The 14778-nt window shown below is 61.6% G+C and carries 20 protein-coding genes; 9 read left to right on the plus strand and 11 right to left on the minus strand.

The features are described from left to right. The first annotated feature begins 219 nt into the window (after positions 1-219). The 3 genes from GSQ89_RS02320 to GSQ89_RS02330 all read left to right on the plus strand — a co-directional run bounded on the left by GSQ89_RS02320 (position 220) and on the right by GSQ89_RS02330 (position 4238). Positions 220-390 (plus strand): hypothetical protein, encoded by a 171-nt coding sequence (locus GSQ89_RS02320; RefSeq protein WP_158921613.1) that lies wholly within the window; start codon positions 220-222, stop codon positions 388-390. A gap of 3 nt (positions 391-393) precedes the next feature. Further along, a complete protein-coding gene (locus tag GSQ89_RS02325) occupies positions 394-2475 on the plus strand; it encodes a hypothetical protein (RefSeq protein ID WP_158921615.1) in 2082 nt (693 codons plus the stop codon). Between the two features lie 110 nt (positions 2476-2585). Next, positions 2586-4238, plus strand: coding sequence for a thiamine pyrophosphate-requiring protein (locus tag GSQ89_RS02330; RefSeq protein WP_158921617.1), 1653 nt, complete (start codon positions 2586-2588; stop codon positions 4236-4238). Positions 4239-4244: 6 nt separating this feature from the next. Here the strand turns inward: GSQ89_RS02330 and GSQ89_RS02335 are convergent, their stop codons facing one another. The 8 genes from GSQ89_RS02335 to flgB all read right to left on the minus strand — a co-directional run bounded on the left by GSQ89_RS02335 (position 4245) and on the right by flgB (position 9264). Then, positions 4245-4703: a cytidine deaminase gene (locus tag GSQ89_RS02335; RefSeq protein WP_158921619.1), complete on the minus strand. Its 459-nt coding sequence runs from the start codon at positions 4701-4703 to the stop codon at positions 4245-4247. After that, on the minus strand, positions 4672-5712 hold the full coding sequence (recA, locus tag GSQ89_RS02340; protein WP_158921918.1) for a recombinase RecA: 1041 nt from the start codon (positions 5710-5712) through the stop codon (positions 4672-4674). Before recA ends, GSQ89_RS02335 begins: the two co-directional genes overlap by 32 nt. A gap of 321 nt (positions 5713-6033) precedes the next feature. Then, entirely contained in the window at positions 6034-7104 is a 1071-nt protein-coding gene (gene flhB / locus GSQ89_RS02345; RefSeq protein ID WP_158921621.1) for a flagellar biosynthesis protein FlhB, read from the minus strand. 3 nt (positions 7105-7107) lie between these two features. Then, the gene (locus tag GSQ89_RS02350; RefSeq protein WP_158921623.1) at positions 7108-7878 is read right to left on the minus strand and encodes a flagellar biosynthetic protein FliR; all 771 of its coding nucleotides are present in this window, start codon (positions 7876-7878) and stop codon (positions 7108-7110) included. Then, a complete protein-coding gene (locus tag GSQ89_RS02355) occupies positions 7875-8147 on the minus strand; it encodes a flagellar biosynthetic protein FliQ (RefSeq protein WP_158921625.1) in 273 nt (90 codons plus the stop codon). Before GSQ89_RS02355 ends, GSQ89_RS02350 begins: the two co-directional genes overlap by 4 nt. A gap of 3 nt (positions 8148-8150) precedes the next feature. Further along, positions 8151-8459, minus strand: a complete 309-nt coding sequence (locus GSQ89_RS02360) for a flagellar hook-basal body complex protein FliE (protein ID WP_254073042.1) — start codon at positions 8457-8459, stop codon at positions 8151-8153. After that, the gene (gene flgC / locus GSQ89_RS02365; protein ID WP_158921627.1) at positions 8456-8869 is read right to left on the minus strand and encodes a flagellar basal body rod protein FlgC; all 414 of its coding nucleotides are present in this window, start codon (positions 8867-8869) and stop codon (positions 8456-8458) included. Before flgC ends, GSQ89_RS02360 begins: the two co-directional genes overlap by 4 nt. Then, positions 8869-9264 (minus strand): flagellar basal body rod protein FlgB, encoded by a 396-nt coding sequence (flgB, locus tag GSQ89_RS02370; protein WP_158921629.1) that lies wholly within the window; start codon positions 9262-9264, stop codon positions 8869-8871. The genes flgC and flgB overlap by 1 nt, the downstream gene beginning before the upstream one ends. A gap of 141 nt (positions 9265-9405) precedes the next feature. Between flgB and GSQ89_RS02375 the strand changes: the two genes are divergently transcribed. The 3 genes from GSQ89_RS02375 to mscL all read left to right on the plus strand — a co-directional run bounded on the left by GSQ89_RS02375 (position 9406) and on the right by mscL (position 10944). Further along, positions 9406-9660, plus strand: a complete 255-nt coding sequence (locus GSQ89_RS02375; RefSeq protein WP_158921631.1) for a flagellar biosynthetic protein FliO — start codon at positions 9406-9408, stop codon at positions 9658-9660. Further along, a complete protein-coding gene (gene fliP, locus GSQ89_RS02380) occupies positions 9657-10391 on the plus strand; it encodes a flagellar type III secretion system pore protein FliP (protein WP_158921633.1) in 735 nt (244 codons plus the stop codon). Before GSQ89_RS02375 ends, fliP begins: the two co-directional genes overlap by 4 nt. A 121-nt stretch (positions 10392-10512) precedes the next feature. Beyond that, complete coding sequence (gene mscL, locus GSQ89_RS02385) at positions 10513-10944, plus strand: large-conductance mechanosensitive channel protein MscL (RefSeq protein ID WP_158921635.1); 432 nt, start codon at positions 10513-10515, stop codon at positions 10942-10944. A 43-nt stretch (positions 10945-10987) separates the two neighbouring features. Here the strand turns inward: mscL and GSQ89_RS02390 are convergent, their stop codons facing one another. Beyond that, on the minus strand, positions 10988-11254 hold the full coding sequence (locus GSQ89_RS02390; protein WP_254073043.1) for a DUF1150 family protein: 267 nt from the start codon (positions 11252-11254) through the stop codon (positions 10988-10990). Between the two features lie 86 nt (positions 11255-11340). Next, entirely contained in the window at positions 11341-11817 is a 477-nt protein-coding gene (locus tag GSQ89_RS02395; protein WP_158921637.1) for an Hsp20 family protein, read from the minus strand. A 169-nt stretch (positions 11818-11986) separates the two neighbouring features. On the opposite strand from GSQ89_RS02395, the gene def reads away from it, so the two are divergent. From def to truA, 3 genes are read left to right on the plus strand one after another with little or no spacing between them, the layout of a single operon-like run. Next, a complete protein-coding gene (gene def, locus GSQ89_RS02400; protein ID WP_158921639.1) occupies positions 11987-12541 on the plus strand; it encodes a peptide deformylase in 555 nt (184 codons plus the stop codon). A 4-nt stretch (positions 12542-12545) separates the two neighbouring features. Then, a complete protein-coding gene (fmt, locus tag GSQ89_RS02405; protein WP_158921641.1) occupies positions 12546-13454 on the plus strand; it encodes a methionyl-tRNA formyltransferase in 909 nt (302 codons plus the stop codon). Then, positions 13451-14260 (plus strand): tRNA pseudouridine(38-40) synthase TruA, encoded by an 810-nt coding sequence (gene truA / locus GSQ89_RS02410; protein ID WP_158921643.1) that lies wholly within the window; start codon positions 13451-13453, stop codon positions 14258-14260. The genes fmt and truA overlap by 4 nt, the downstream gene beginning before the upstream one ends. Here the strand turns inward: truA and GSQ89_RS02415 are convergent. Beyond that, positions 14209-14778: hypothetical protein (locus GSQ89_RS02415; protein WP_216855973.1), on the minus strand; the 570-nt coding region annotated here is incomplete at its 5' end. The genes truA and GSQ89_RS02415 overlap by 52 nt on opposite strands.

The raw sequence follows: 14778 nt of genomic DNA on the forward strand, positions 1-14778 counted from the left end.
GATCAACAGATTGCCTTGGCGCGCACTTGCCTTTCAGTATCTATCCAGAATGACAGTGATCCTATCGAACAAACACTTTTTTTGAGAAGTCGAATCCGCGGCACGCTCCGGTCCTGGGCAGAAGAAGCACTTAAAGATACTGGCTACCGACCGGCTGCCCATCACCTCTATCTAGTGTCGGAATTGGAGGGTCTATCAAGCGGACAGTATGACAGATTGATGATCCTGATGCCCCCTGGATCCGCCAAATCGACCTACGCCTCCGTCAATACCAATTTATGGGGCGCTTATGTGAATACCCCCGCAACAGCCGGCACCTGGTACACCTGGGCGGAAGGTTTGGACGGCAGCGCGTTGACGGCCAGCACCAGCTCATTCCTGGTGCAATAGGACATGAGCCTCGTTTTCGTCCAGCCCGGCCATGCGATGGGGGTTGGAAACAACATGCTCGCCCTCTATGCGCCACTGCAGTCCTCTACGACATCATCCGGCTCCGGTGGTTCTTCATCGCCCCTCATCCAAGCGGTTCCGGGAGCGACCGGGTGGTGGGATGCCAGTTCTCCAGCCGGACTGCTCGGCCCCGGCAATTCGCCGGTAACTGTTTGGAACTCAGCAGGAACGGCTCTCATCGATCTTTCAGGGAATGGTCAGAATCTGGTTCCATTCTACAGTCCGACGAGTTCAACTTTGCCGGAAGGCTCGTCACACCTTTCAGGCTTGCTGGGCGGCGTGGGCTATCCCGCCACCACCGCCGGACTACTGCAACCCGCGCTCGATCCAGGCTCCGGATGGCAACTGCCTGGATCGGTCGCGAGCGCCACATCAAGTTGGACCTGGTATCTGGTATGGTCTCGGCCCAATTGGCGGCAAGGCATCAGCTTCGATGCAAATCCCATCACCCTTCTGACGATGGGTTCTCAGCCTATCTTACAGGTGGATAGCTATAGCGGGGCCAACCGGCTCGTACTGTTTCCTGGTACGGGTCAGGTCGTCATCAATTCGAATATGACCCGCCGCCACACCCATTCCATCGTTATCCGCTATTCGCCGGCATCGGGGACGGATCTGTGGCTGGACAACACCCAGGTCGCGCAATCCGTCCCCTGGTCACCGGGAACACTCTCCGGCCCAATCCTTTTGCTGCATGACGGCACGCTGTACGGCGCGGCCCAGTGCTGGCTGCACGAGGCCGCCGAATGGAACCAGGCATTATCGGACAGCGAAATCTCGGCTCTGATCACGTATGTAAACCGTTGGGTCCGCGGAGCTCGCAAGGGACTCTACCTCATAATAAACGGCCAGTCGAATGCGATCAATTATTCGATGAACGACGGTGCCGCTGCTCTGCTGGCACAAGGGATCGCCTGGTATCTGGGTGTCCTTGCCTATAACGTCTTGGCCACGACAGGCAGTCCGACGAGCTATACCATGCAGAGCGGGCACGGCATCTACGTTGTGACCAGCGCCGGATACCCTGGCAGCTTCGTGCAGGATCCGGGAGATGGTTCCAATCCATCGGGCTGGTCGTTGGGAGCGGATGGGCTGGCGGTTCAACAGGCAGTGGCTGGCCTTCCGGCTGAGGACCTGTCAGACCTCTGCGCGATAGTCTGGCCATGGAATGAAACTGACAGCCTGCGCCAGTACAGTGAATACGCGACTTTCGAGGCCGCTGCACTTCGGTTTCTCTCCTTACTCCGAGCGATGCTCGGGGATACAAGCAACCGAATCCCCCTAGTCTGGTGGAACGGTATACCGTATGGATCGGCGGATGGCATAACAATGCATCGGCAGGTTGTCCAAAGTATTGTTTCCAACGCGGCACAAAACGTTATTGTCGGCAATCCCCAGACCAGTGACAGCAATCCTCGCGGGTCGTCGTGGGATCCCACGACCGGTATCGCGACGGGGGGCGACTCATCGCACCGCGACAGCGCGGACAATTTGCGTTTCGCCATGCTGGCTGCTCCCGTTGTCGCACAAGCCCTCCTTTCCGGAGGATACACTGATTCAATAACGACACTTCCCGGTGTCCTGCCGAAAGTGGGCGGACCTTCCATCGTGCATGTGTATATGCAGTCAGCCACGACACTCATTGTTACCGTCGTTCATGATGGCGGGAATGACCTGGTCGTGCCGTTGCAGGCTGTGACGGGCATCGGTTTTGCGGTCATGGACGGGGGAACCCCCGGCAGTGATGGAACGATCATATCGGCGATTTCGTGCCAGCGTGTGGACGCAACTCATTTACAGATCGTCTTAAGTAGCCCGCTCCTCTATGCGGCCAGCACATGCCAACTGTTTTATCCATTCGGTCCCGTGCAAATTGGCCGTGGCAACGCGGTTACCGACAATTTTTCGACCATCGCAATGCCGGCCGGCTGGGACGCCGGCGCTGACCTTGGAACCGGCTGGAGCTTGAACTTCCCCTTGGGGGCGACGTTCTCGGGAATCCCGCTATCAAGCACGCCCTCGTGATCCATTCCGAATTCGGATCTAGGTTTCCGTAGTCAGCAGCCGCGCGTCTTCCCCTTCGCCACCGCACCGCCTACGCTGGCGGTCGGTAAAGAAAGGCAAGGGGACGTCCAATGCGAACCGCGGATGCCATCGTAGAAATCCTTAAACGGGAAGGTGTGTCCACACTCTTTTGCTTCCCGACGACATCCCTGATCGAGAATGCGGTCGCCGCCGGCATCCGTCCTATCATCTGCCGGCAGGAACGGGTCGGTGTTGATATGGCTGACGGATTCGCGCGGGTGACTAACGGCAAACCACCGGGCATCTTCATGATGCAATATGGCCCCGGGTCCGAGAATGCCTTTCCCGGCATCGCCACGACATTCTCCGACAGTGTCCCCGTCCTGTTCCTGCCGCTCGCGCACGCCCGCGACCAATCTCAGGTCTTTCCCACGTTCCGGTCCAGTCGAACCTATGCCTCGGTCACCAAGCAGGTGGAGGAAATCGTGGTCCCGCACGCCACGACAGACGCGATGCGGCGGGCGTTCAATGCGCTGAAAAATGGACGGCCGGGACCGGTTATGGTCGAAGTCCCCCGAGACATCGTGGATCTCGACGCCGGGAACGACGCGGAATCTTACCGGCCGATCGGTCCGACTATTTCAGCACCCAACACCCGGGACGTCGACGAGGCAGCCAAATTGCTGCTCGCAGCGTCGCATCCAATGATCCTCGCCGGACAAGGCGTCCTGTATGCGGAGGCGTCTGACGAACTCACCGAACTCGCAAATCTCCTGCAAGCGCCCGTAATGACGACCGTGGATGGGAAGAGCGCATTTCCCGAGGATCATCCCTTGGCTCTTGGTTCGGGTGGCAACACGTTCAGCGGGCCAGGCCGGTTCTTCCTCCACACGAAAACGGACCTGATCTTCGGGATCGGTTGCGGATTCACCAAACACCCCCTGACAACCCCAGCCCTGCCTCCGAACGTCCCGATCATCCATGCAACCAATGACCCGCGCGATCTGCATAAGTCATACCAGACCGAGGTTGCTCTGTTGGGGGATGCCAAACTCGTCCTGATAAGCTTGATCGCCGCGGTTAAAGACCGCCTGGGCAGCAAGCGTCTCAACCGATCCCCGGCGGCCGAACTCGCGGCGGAGCGAGAGGCATGGCTCGCCCGTTGGCATGTCAAGCTCAACAGTTCCGAAACCCCGATGACCCCCTATCGCGTCATGTCCGAGTTCATGCGCGTGGTCGATCCCGCCGAAGCGATCGTGACCCATGATTCCGGCAGTCCCCGCGATCAACTGCTTCCGTTTTACCGGGCGACGCGGCCGCGGGGCTATTTAGGTTGGGGCAAATCGCATCAGCTCGGAACCGGCTTAGGGCTGATTATCGGTGCCAAAGTTGCCGCGCCCAACAAATTCTGCGTCAATTTCATGGGCGATGCGGCGTTTGGGATGACCGGCCTTGACCTCGAGACCGCCGTCCGGGCGGGGATTCCGAGCCTCACGATCGTGCTGAATAACAGCACCATGGCCATCGAAATTCCCCACATGAAGCTGTCTCACGAAAAACATAAGGCACGGGATCTAGGCGGCAAATATGCCGATCTTGCCAAGGATCTAGGCGCCTGGTCAGAACGGGTTGCCGACCCGGGCGATGTCGCGAACGCCATCCTGCGTGCCAAACGGGCGACCGAGGACGGCCAGACCGCTTTGCTGGAATTTATGACCAGCGCCGAAACCGAATTCTCGCACCGTAACGGCGGGGCAACCTGAATCCGGCTAACGCCGGTAGGGAACAGGCAGCAGCGTCCGGATCGGGAGCTTTATCAGGACATCGGCATCCTTGACGATAATCATCGCATCGGGAGCATGATCCAAGATCATCTCCCGACAAGCACCGCACGGCGGAACGACTGCCAGTTCGCGGTTCTCTTCTTCCGGCTTCGGATGCCGCACAGCTACCGCCGTTTGGATCGTGCCATCTCCATCCAATAGCGCCCGCCCAAAGGCCACAGCTTCCGCACAGATGGACAATCGACCGACTGTCGTTCCGATATGCAGGCCGGTCCAAATTCGACCATCCCGGGACCGGATCGCGGCCGCCACCATATGCCAGAACGGCCGGTAATGCTCTTCCAACACCGCATTCGCGGCCGCGATCAGTTCATGGTCGCCGTCTGTCAGCGCGACATCCGGCAGAAGCGCATCATTCAGCCGCTTCGGCTTCCTCGGTATCATCGGGGGCCGCAAGCATCGTGTTCGCGATGACGCCGGAATGCTCCCTCACCTTCGCCTCGATAGCGTCCGCGAGACTCCGATGCTCGCGGAGGAACTGCTTCGCGTTCTCCCGCCCTTGTCCGATGCGCTGACTGTCGTAGCTGAACCATGCGCCGGACTTTTCCACAATTGCAGCCTTCACGCCAAGATCGAGCAGTTCACCGACCTTGCTGATGCCTTCGCCGTACATGATGTCGAACTCGACCTGGCGGAATGGCGGAGCCAGCTTGTTCTTGACCACCTTGACGCGGGTCTGGTTGCCCACGACCTCATCACGCTCCTTGATCTGCCCGATACGGCGGATTTCCAGGCGGAGCGACGCATAGAACTTCAGGGCGTTACCGCCGGTGGTCGTCTCCGGGTTTCCGAACATCACACCGATCTTCATGCGGATCTGGTTCAGAAAGATCAGCATGCAGTTGCTGCGGCTGACACTGCCCGTGATCTTGCGCAGCGCTTGGCTCATAAGCCTGGCGTGCAAGCCCATGTGGCTGTCACCCATCTCTCCTTCCAACTCCGCCCGCGGCACCAACGCCGCGACACTGTCCACGACCAGAATGTCGACCGCACCTGAACGGACCAGGGTATCGGCGATCTCCAACGCCTGCTCGCCTGCGTCCGGCTGGCTGATCAACAGATTGTCGACATCCACGCCCAGCTTGCGCGCGTAAGTCGGATCCAGAGCGTGTTCGGCATCGACAAACGCACATGTTCCACCACGCCGCTGCGCCTCCGCTATCGCATGCAGCGCCAAGGTCGTCTTGCCGGAACTCTCTGGACCATAAATCTCAATGATGCGGCCGCGCGGCAGGCCACCAATTCCAACAGCCAAATCAAGGCCGAGCGAACCCGATGGGATCACTTCGATCTGCTCGTCCCCGGCCCGTGCGCCCATGCGCATGATCGACCCTTTGCCAAAGGCTCGTTCGATCTGTGCCATCGCGGCGTCGAGCGCCTTATTCTTTTCCATTCCGCAGATTCCTTGGTTGGATATCACCGCAGGCGTCTTTATCTGCTTTACACGCATAGGATGCTTACATGCAACCAATACGTGTGCAAGCTTGAGGCTTTCCGCGCCCCATTAACCTTTGTATTCACTATGTTCTAGGCCTTCACACAGAGCAAGAACTTTTAACGAACGAAAGCGTCGTCCTCCCGCATATCCATCCCAATCGAGAGGCGCGGGCGGCGGTGACGCGTAATCCACAACAAGGATCGCCTTTGGCAGCCGAGTCGGGAAAGCCCTATGCGGGTCCAAATTCCCCGACAACTCGAAAAATACTGCCTTGCATCACAGGACTGCCTGTCCTGGCCGGCGTAGACGCCAGACATAGGCGATGATCTCGGCCACGGCCTTATAGTGCTCCGCTGGAATTTCAGTATCTATGTCGAGGCGATACAGCGCACGCGCAAGCGGCGGATTGGCAACGACAGGTACGTTGTTGGCCTCCGCGATCTCCCGAATCCGGGCAGCCAGGGAATCCGCCCCCTTCGCCACGATCCGGGGTGCCGGATTGTTTACCCGATCATAGGCAAGGGCGACCGCGTAGTGCGTCGGATTGGTGACCACCACCGTCGCCGCGGGAACTTTGGCCATCATGCGCCGGCGAGCCCGCATCACGCGAATACGGCGTATCCGCGCCTTGATGTGTGGATTTCCCTCTGTATCCTTTAATTCGTCGCGAATGCTCTGCTTACTCATCCGCATGTCACGTGCGTGGCGGAAACGCACCCACATCAGGTCCGCGGCCGCCACGATCCCCTGGATACACACGGCTGCGATGAAAATGTGAAACACCGGCCGAACAATCGCCGATAGCAAGCTGTGGGGATCCTGCCACGGCAAACGCGTCAACCCGAACCAATCGCCCCTGATCGCGATCCACATCGCTGTGACGAGCAGCCCCAGCTTGCCCAGGGATTTCACGACTTCCACGAGACCGTTGAAGCCGAACAGACGTTTCAGACCGGCGGCCGGACTGACCCGCGAGACCTTCGGCTGAAGACCACCCAGATTGAGCAGGAATTTGGTCTGCAGCACCACGCTGGCACCGCCAGCCAACAGGGCAGCACAGAGAACCGGGACAATCACGCCCAATACACCAAGGGATGTCAGGCGCAGCAGGCCTGCATCCGGCATGATTGTCTCACCCGAACGCGACAGGAATATGATCAGGTCAGGCAACAAATGCCGCAGCCAGGTTTGTAACTGAAAGCCCAAAACCAATACCACGGCAGCCATGCTGGCGAATGTCGCCACCTCCCGGGAAACCGGCACCTGCCCTTCATCCCGCGCCTGATCCAGGTGTCTTTGGGTCGCCGCCTCCGTCTTGTCACCGCCGGCTTCGTCTTCCCCCGCCACCGATCAACCGCCGCCCGGGAGTGCGATGAAGAACGCTTGCGTACCGCCGCGCCAGGCCAGAATAATCGTGCTCCCAGTGAGCATCAGCAAGGCAAGCCCTGCCATGATCTGCCCCGGCATCGACACGAAATAAATTTGCATACGTGACACGATCCGCCCGATCAGGCCAATGGCGACATGCCAGACAACCCCGATCACCGCGAACGGCGAGGCAAGCTGCAGCGCCAGGCTGAACCCGGTACCAACGGCGTGTATGGCGATCTGGGTACTGTCCGCGGCCGGCAGCATGTGCCCTGGTGGAATCAGCCGGAACAACCCGTCCAGTGCGATCAGAGGCAATCGGTACAACCCGGATGCCAGCAGCAATACCGGTGCCGCCATCTCAAAAAGCGTCCCCAACGCGCCCGATTGCGCGCCAAGTTCGGTATCAGGCTGAAGCACGCTGGATAGTCCGATCAGATAGCCAATGAACTGCGCGCAAATCGGCAACGCCAGGACGATCATCCGGGCAACCCAGCCAAACCAGAGCCCTGTGACGACTTCGCCGGCGACCATCAAACCCATGCTCAAACCGGCGTCCGGTACCGGCGGCATCAGCGGCCGCAGTTCGGGCAGCAAGAGGATCGTGATGCTCAAAGCCAAACCGATCCGCACAATCGCCGGCGCGGACGTCTCCCCGACGCCGGGCAGCAGCGCCATCGCCGCCCCCACTCTCGCCAGCACCAGCGCAAAGGCGGGTGCCCAAGTCAGTAGAGCGGCTAACGTCGGGCTCAAGACCCACCGATAGCGACGATCCTGTCGAAGACCCTGTGCGAAAAGCCCGTTAAAGTCGCTGCCATGAACGGGCCCAGCATCATCAGGGCGAGCCCGATCGCCACCACTTTCGGCAGGAACGCCAATGTGGCCTCGTTGATCTGGGTAATGGCCTGGACAAAAGAAACCAGCAAGCCCACGACCAGCGCGGCCCCAAGTATTGGAAAGCTGAGTTTCATGGTCACGATCATGCAGTCATGGATCAGCGCAGCGACATCGAGTTCGCTCATGGCTCAGATCGGCATCTTCATGATATCCTGGTACGCCTGCACTACGCGGTCGCGAATAGCCGTGGCCGCTTGCAAGGTCATTTCGGCATGCGACAGCGCGGTGACGACGTCCGTCAGATTGCCCCCACCGCTCAGCGCCGTCATCGCCTGATCGTCCGCCGTATGACCGGTCTGCACGGCCTGACCCAAGGCTTGTTCGACGGCGGATCCGAAGCTTTCCGAAGCGCCGCCGGAGATAGCGCCGCCAGCGGTACGGGAATAAGCCTCCGCCGCCGAAGACGGCGTAATGACCATTGTGGGGATCTGGGTCATTTCAGCAGATCGATCGTCTTGTTCAGCATGCTGCGCGTCGCCTGCATGACCGACACGTTGGCACTGTAGGACCGTTCCGCCTCGCGCATGTCCATCACCTCGATGAAGGTGTTGACATTCGGCAGTTTCACATAGCCCTGGGCATTGGCCGCCGGGTTGGCCGGGTCGTAGCGCAGCGGCAGATCGCTGTCGTCGACGCCGATGTTCTTGACCTGCACCGTATCCACGCCCGCCGTCTGGTCCATCGCGCTTTCGAACGTGATCGTCTTCCGCCGATAGGGATCCGCACCCGGCGTCGACCCGGTCGTATCCGCGTTGGCCAGGTTTTCGGCGATCACCCGCAGACGTGTCGTCTGCACATCCATTCCTGTGGCCGAAACGTTCAGCGCCTGGTTGAGATCGCCTGCCATCACGAACTCGACTTGCCGAGAGCCGTGTTGAACATCCCCATGTATTCCTTCCAGATGCTCGTCACCAACGACTGCGTGGTTTGCGTATCGGCCACCTCGGTCAACTGCTGATCCAGCTTGACCGAATTGCCGTCGAGCGCCCGCGCCTCGGGGGGATCGGTGATCAGCGAGGCCAGACCCGTCGGCACCGTCCCGGCCATGTGCGCGGGCTGCGTCCGCGCCGGCTCGATCGGCACGCTGCCAGCCAGCACATTGGCGAACGACTCGACATCCCTGGCCTGGAACCCCGGCGTGTTGGCATTGGCGATATTCGCCGCCAGCACGCTTTGCCGCTGTGCCGTCCACGTCAGCCGCTTTTCGGCCAGATCGAACAGAGGGATCTGAGTGGGGTCCATGGCCACACTCTGGCGAAGAAAACTGAACAAAAGGTTAATCGCGGTCGTTAAGGACTTATTCATTTCCAGGTCGCCAAATGGATGCATGCGAACAGATGCAGGCATCCATGCCTTGAAGACAGAGATCGCGGGCATGCCCGAATGAACCCGCAGACCCTGCTGCTGGTCTGTGGTGTCCTGATCGGCGTGATCGCACTGATCGGCGCCGCGGCCAAACTGTTCCAGGTCAGTGGCTGGCGGGCGCAGTCCCGCCCCGGGCGAACACTGATCTTGCGCGAATCCATCGCCCTGGACCCGCGCCGGCGCATCCACCTCGTCCAATGCGGCCAACGGCAGGTGGTGTTGCTGACCGGTGGCGGGCAGGACCTGGTGGTCGGCTGGATGCAGGATCCATGAAGCTTTCCGCCTGGATCCTCGTCCTGCTCCTGGTTCCCGTGATCGGGCACGGGCAATCCGTCAACATCGATCTCGGCGCCGCCGGCCAGGCTGGAGCAACCGCGCGCATCGTCGAGCTCACCGTCCTGATCACCGTCCTCTCGCTGGCCCCGAGCCTCCTGGTCATGACCACGGCCTTCACCAGGATCGTCATTGTGCTGTCGCTCCTCCGCAATGCGCTCAGCACACAGGGAACCCCACCGAACGTCGTCCTCATCGGACTGGCCCTGTTTCTGTCGTTCTTCGTGATGGAACCGGCGATGAACCAGGCCTGGATCAACGGCATCCAGCCGATGACGGAGGGACGCATCTCGGAAGTGGAGGGATTACGGCTGGCAACCGAACCTTTCCATGCCTTCATGACCGACAATGTCCGCGACGAAGACCTCCGCTTCTTTCTGGACCTCGGACACCTGCCGCCGTCCCCGGATGCGGCGTCGGTCCCCTGGCGCGCATTGGTGCCGGCCTTCGTCATCGGTGAGCTCCGCCGCTCATTCGAAATGGGCTTCCTGCTGTTTCTGCCCTTTCTGATCATCGACATCGTCGTCGCGAGCGTGCTCATGAGCCTGGGGATGATGATGCTGCCGCCGACCGCCGTCTCCCTGCCCTTCAAATTGATCTTCTTCGTGCTGATCGACGGCTGGCGTCTCGTCGCCGGAAGCCTGGTGCAGAGCTTCGTCATCGGGTCCTGATGCGAACACAGCAGCGCGAGTCGTAGCCGAAACGGTTGACCCCTGTCGCCCAATCGTGAATTTTCCGCCAGAATAAACGCGCTCGGCGTCCGACGCTTCCATTTCTGGAGGACTAAACACCATGCTGCCACCCAAAACACCGTCCTGGGTATCCGAATTCCGCAAATTCATCATGCGGGGCAACGTGGTCGACTTGGCAGTCGGCCTCATCATCGGCGTGGCCTTCACCGGCGTGGTCAGCAGCCTCGTCAAGGATGTGTTCAACCCATTTCTGGGCCTGCTGACGGGGGGACTGGATTTCTCGAACCTCTTCATCCCGCTGAACGGCCAGCATTACGCCAATTTGGCGGACGCTCAGAAAGCCGGCGCCGCCACCGTCAATGTCGGACTCTTCATCAATGCGATCATTCAGTTCCTGATCGTCAGCTTCGCGATCTTCTGGATCGTCAAGGCCCTGACCAAACTCAGCGTCAGGCAGGATGCCGTTGCCGCCCCGACCAAATCCGAAGTTCTGCTGACGGAAATCCGGGACCTTCTAAAAGCTCGGCCTTGAAACGATCGCGGGTGGCATTCGCGCCACCCGTATCGTTCGCGTCCTAGTGAACCGAAAGCGGCAGCATCTCATGCTGCATGACCGCCGCCACCGCGACCTCCCTGTCGCCGGCGACCGCCATCGGTGTTCCATCGGCGGCATGGATCGCGAAGCCCTGCACACCATTCACCATCACCGGCTTCACATAGGCGATGTGCGAAACCCCAAGGGCGGCAAGCTGCTGTTCCGACAGATGCCGCACATCGAACGCCACGACTTCCTGCGCGGGAACGGTTCCAACGTCCATCGGGTCGCCTGAGTTCATATTCATCGTTCTGTACTCCTCACTTGCGACAGCCTTTCGAAGCGCTGTCTATGCTGTGGCTCCGGATGTGTCCGAAGGCACAAACTGTCTCGTCATTCCGCCTTGCTCTCCACCACGGCACCCAATTCCGCCCCGTTCGGCCGCAAGACCGTAGCAGCGGTGTTGCGTGTGATGGGTATCGTCTTCACCCGCACCTCGGGTTGCGGCTTGGCCAGATCGATATGAAGCAAGCCATTGTCCAGCCACGCACCCTTGACCTCGATCCCCTCGGCCAACACGAATGACCGCTGGAATTGTCGCGCCGCGATCCCCCGATGCAGGAAAATCCGGCCCTGACTGTCGTCTGTCTGCCGTCCCCGGATGACCAGTTGGTTGTCCTCCTGAGTGATCTGCAGGTCATCCATGGTAAACCCGGCAACCGCGAGCGTGATGCGAAGCCCAGTCGGGCTTATCTGCTCGATGTTGTACGGCGGGTAACCGTCGGATGACGTCTTCGATGCACGCTCAAGCATCTGCTCAAGGTGGTCGAAACCCAGGAAAAGCGGCGAGGTAAACATGCGGGTCGTCACGGCCCCCTCCAACGAGCGAAGCGAATGCCGGAACCCTATCGAGGCATCCCGGCGTCAAAACATCTTGGCACCCACGCCCCGAGTTGCAAGGGGGATCAGGCGCTCACCGCCGGCAGACAGCGGGACAATGTTGATTGGCGGCGACCGCACCGCTAGATGCTGCAAGACCATGAGCACCGACACAAATTCGACGGTCCACGACCTGCTGCCGATCCTGATCGCGCCCAATCAGATCCTGAAAACCCGCGCCCGGCCGGTGAAGCCCGCCGACGCCGATCGGGTGCGCGATCTGATCCCCCGCATGTTCGCCACGATGTACAAGGCCCCCGGGATCGGCCTGGCCGCACCGCAGGTCGGCGAGAGCCTGCGCCTGATCGTGATCGACCTGATGCCGAACGACAAGAAGCAGCCCTACAGCCTGATCAATCCCGAAATCCTCGCGACCAGCGAGGAACGCGCAACCCGAGAAGAAGGGTGCCTGTCCCTGCCCGGCCAATACGCCGATATCACGCGTCCGGCACGCGTGAAAATCCGCTATCTCGATGAGGCCGGCGTTAAGCGCGAAATACAGGCCGACGGCTTGCTGGCCGCCTGCCTGCAGCATGAGATCGACCACCTGGACGGTGTCCTGTTCGTCGATCACCTGTCCCCACTCAAGCGCAACATGATCATGCGCAGGCTCGCCAAGGAGCAGCGGCTGAAGCAAGACGAACGGACCCGTTAGCACCGTGCGCATCGCCTTCATGGGCAGTCCGGACTTCGCCGTTCCCGCCCTGCGCGCGCTCCGCGATGCTGGCCACGACATCGCGGCGGTCTATTGCCAGCCAGCCCGCCCCGCTGGCCGAGGCCAGGCGATACGCCGCTGCCCGGTGCATGCCGCGGCCGACAATCTGGGCCTACCCGTTCGCACCCCCGCCCGCCTGCGCAACGACACGGCGGCGCAGGACGCATTCGCCGCGCTCGACCTCGACGCCGCCATCGTCGCCGCCTACGGCCTGATCCTGCCGCAGGCCATGCTGGACTCCCCGAAACGCGGCTGCCTCAACATCCACGCCAGCCTGCTGCCACGCTGGCGAGGCGCCGCACCGATCCAGGCATCCATTCTGGCGGGCGACTCGGAAACCGGCATCACCATCATGCAGATGGAGGCCGGCCTCGATACCGGCCCCATGCTGCTGCGCCAGGGCGTCCCGATCACACTGGAGACGACGACCGCCACCCTTCACGACACCCTGGCGGCGATCGGCGCGAATCTGATCCTGGACGCCCTCGCCTCCCCGACGCCGCCAACACCGCAGCCGGACGCCGACGCGACCTATGCGCCCAAGTTGTCCCGCGAAGATGGCCGGGTCGACTGGAGCCAACCAGCCGAGACCATCGACCGCCAGATACGAGCGTTCGACCCATGGCCCGGCACGTTCACCACCCTCGCCGGCAGCCCGCTGAAAATCCTCGCCGCCAAACTCTCGACCAGTTCAGGAACACCCGGAACCGTTCTCGACAACACGCTGACCATCGCCTGCGGCCACCACGCCATCAGACTCACCAAAGTCCAGCTTCCCGGCCGTTCGGCCCTCTCCGCGGATGATTTCCTGCGCGGCCACCCGGTCCCGCCGGGTACCGTGGTCGGATCATGACCCGCTGGGCGCTGCTGCTCGAATATGACGGCACCCCGTTCGTCGGCTGGCAACGCCAGATCAACGGCCTGTCCGTCCAGGAAGTCCTCGAACAGGCCGCCGCGCACCTGAACGCCGGCCAACCGGTCGCCAGCATCGTCGCCGGCCGCACCGACGCCGGAGTCCATGCCGAGGGTCAGGTCGCGCACATCGACCTGCCCAACGCCCACAGCGCCAAAGCGATCCGCGACGCCCTGAACTACCACATGAAGCCACATCCCGTCGTCGTGCTGAACGCCGTGGCAGTATCGGACGACTGGAACGCCCGCTTCTCCGCCAACCGGCGCGCCTACCGCTTCCGCATCCTCAACCGCCGCACCCGCCCTGCACTGTTGGCCGGACGAGTCTGGCACGTCCCCCACCCGCTCGACGCCGCCGCCATGCACGCCGCCGCCCAGCGCCTGCTCGGCCGCCACGATTTCACGTCATTCCGGGCAGCATCCTGCCAAGCCAAATCCCCCATCCGCACGCTGGACCGCCTGGATGTCACCCGCCAGGACGACGTCATCGAGGTCGTGACCGAAGCCCGCAGCTTCCTCCACCATCAGGTCCGGAATTTCGTCGGCACCCTCAAGCTCGTCGGCGAGGGCCGCTGGCCCATCGAGCGCATGACGACCGCGCTGGAAGCCAAAAACCGAGCGGCCGCCGGCCCGACCGCGCCACCCGAGGGCCTGACCCTGATCGGCGTCGGCTACGCGGACAGCCCCTTCACGAGTCAGGGACTGAGCAGCATCGCCAGCGACGCCAGCATGATCCCGATCGACTGATCCAGCAGCACCAGCCAGGCCGCCGTCATCCGCCCCACCCCGAAGGCGAGGCGTGTCGCATACCACTCCAGCCATAGCGCCCAGCCGATCATGATCAGTTCGCACGCCTGATCGACCACCGGCGGAGCCCCCAGCACGCCGGGAATCCCGCCGACGATGACCAGCACGCCCTCGATCACATTGCACCAGTTCCACACCGCGATGAACCGGCCCCACCGCTCCGCCTGGCCGATCACCGGCGCCAGCCGGTAGGTGACTTCCACGAACACCAGCCAGCCCAGCACGAAGATGATCAACTCCCGGCCGAGCAGATGCGCCGCATCGGCCGGGATCCCGGTATCAGACCAGGACATCAGCAATCGGCAGATCACCGGCGGCACGCACAACGCGATCGACCAGAAGCTACGAACGATAGTCTGCCGGTCCCCAGGCACCAGCACGGCACCGTCGGCTCGGCCAAGCGCCAGCCGCACCGCCGCGAACAACCCCAAGGAAACGGCCGATACCGAGCTCATCCG

Origin of the sequence: Acidisphaera sp. S103 (genome assembly GCF_009765975.1) — a bacterium.
Classification (GTDB): Bacteria; Pseudomonadota; Alphaproteobacteria; order Acetobacterales; family Acetobacteraceae; genus Rhodopila.

Excerpts from the sequence above, each read along its gene's own strand:
- flgC (WP_158921627.1), bottom strand. The coding sequence starts at position 8,869 with ATGGCAGGCGATCTCAACCAGGCGCTGAACGTTTCGGCCACAGGAATG.
- GSQ89_RS02375 (WP_158921631.1), top strand. The coding sequence starts at position 9,406 with ATGAACCCGCAGACCCTGCTGCTGGTCTGTGGTGTCCTGATCGGCGTG.
- fliP (WP_158921633.1), top strand. The coding sequence starts at position 9,657 with ATGAAGCTTTCCGCCTGGATCCTCGTCCTGCTCCTGGTTCCCGTGATC.
- GSQ89_RS02355 (WP_158921625.1), bottom strand. The coding sequence starts at position 8,147 with ATGAGCGAACTCGATGTCGCTGCGCTGATCCATGACTGCATGATCGTG.
- truA (WP_158921643.1), top strand. The coding sequence starts at position 13,451 with ATGACCCGCTGGGCGCTGCTGCTCGAATATGACGGCACCCCGTTCGTC.
- GSQ89_RS02390 (WP_254073043.1), bottom strand. The coding sequence starts at position 11,254 with ATGAATATGAACTCAGGCGACCCGATGGACGTTGGAACCGTTCCCGCG.
- flgB (WP_158921629.1), bottom strand. The coding sequence starts at position 9,264 with ATGGACCCCACTCAGATCCCTCTGTTCGATCTGGCCGAAAAGCGGCTG.
- GSQ89_RS02335 (WP_158921619.1), bottom strand. The coding sequence starts at position 4,703 with ATGATACCGAGGAAGCCGAAGCGGCTGAATGATGCGCTTCTGCCGGAT.
- recA (WP_158921918.1), bottom strand. The coding sequence starts at position 5,712 with ATGGAAAAGAATAAGGCGCTCGACGCCGCGATGGCACAGATCGAACGA.
- def (WP_158921639.1), top strand. The coding sequence starts at position 11,987 with ATGAGCACCGACACAAATTCGACGGTCCACGACCTGCTGCCGATCCTG.
- GSQ89_RS02330 (WP_158921617.1), top strand. The coding sequence starts at position 2,586 with ATGCGAACCGCGGATGCCATCGTAGAAATCCTTAAACGGGAAGGTGTG.
- GSQ89_RS02320 (WP_158921613.1), top strand. The coding sequence starts at position 220 with ATGATCCTGATGCCCCCTGGATCCGCCAAATCGACCTACGCCTCCGTC.
- GSQ89_RS02325 (WP_158921615.1), top strand. The coding sequence starts at position 394 with ATGAGCCTCGTTTTCGTCCAGCCCGGCCATGCGATGGGGGTTGGAAAC.
- mscL (WP_158921635.1), top strand. The coding sequence starts at position 10,513 with ATGCTGCCACCCAAAACACCGTCCTGGGTATCCGAATTCCGCAAATTC.
- GSQ89_RS02360 (WP_254073042.1), bottom strand. The coding sequence starts at position 8,459 with ATGACCCAGATCCCCACAATGGTCATTACGCCGTCTTCGGCGGCGGAG.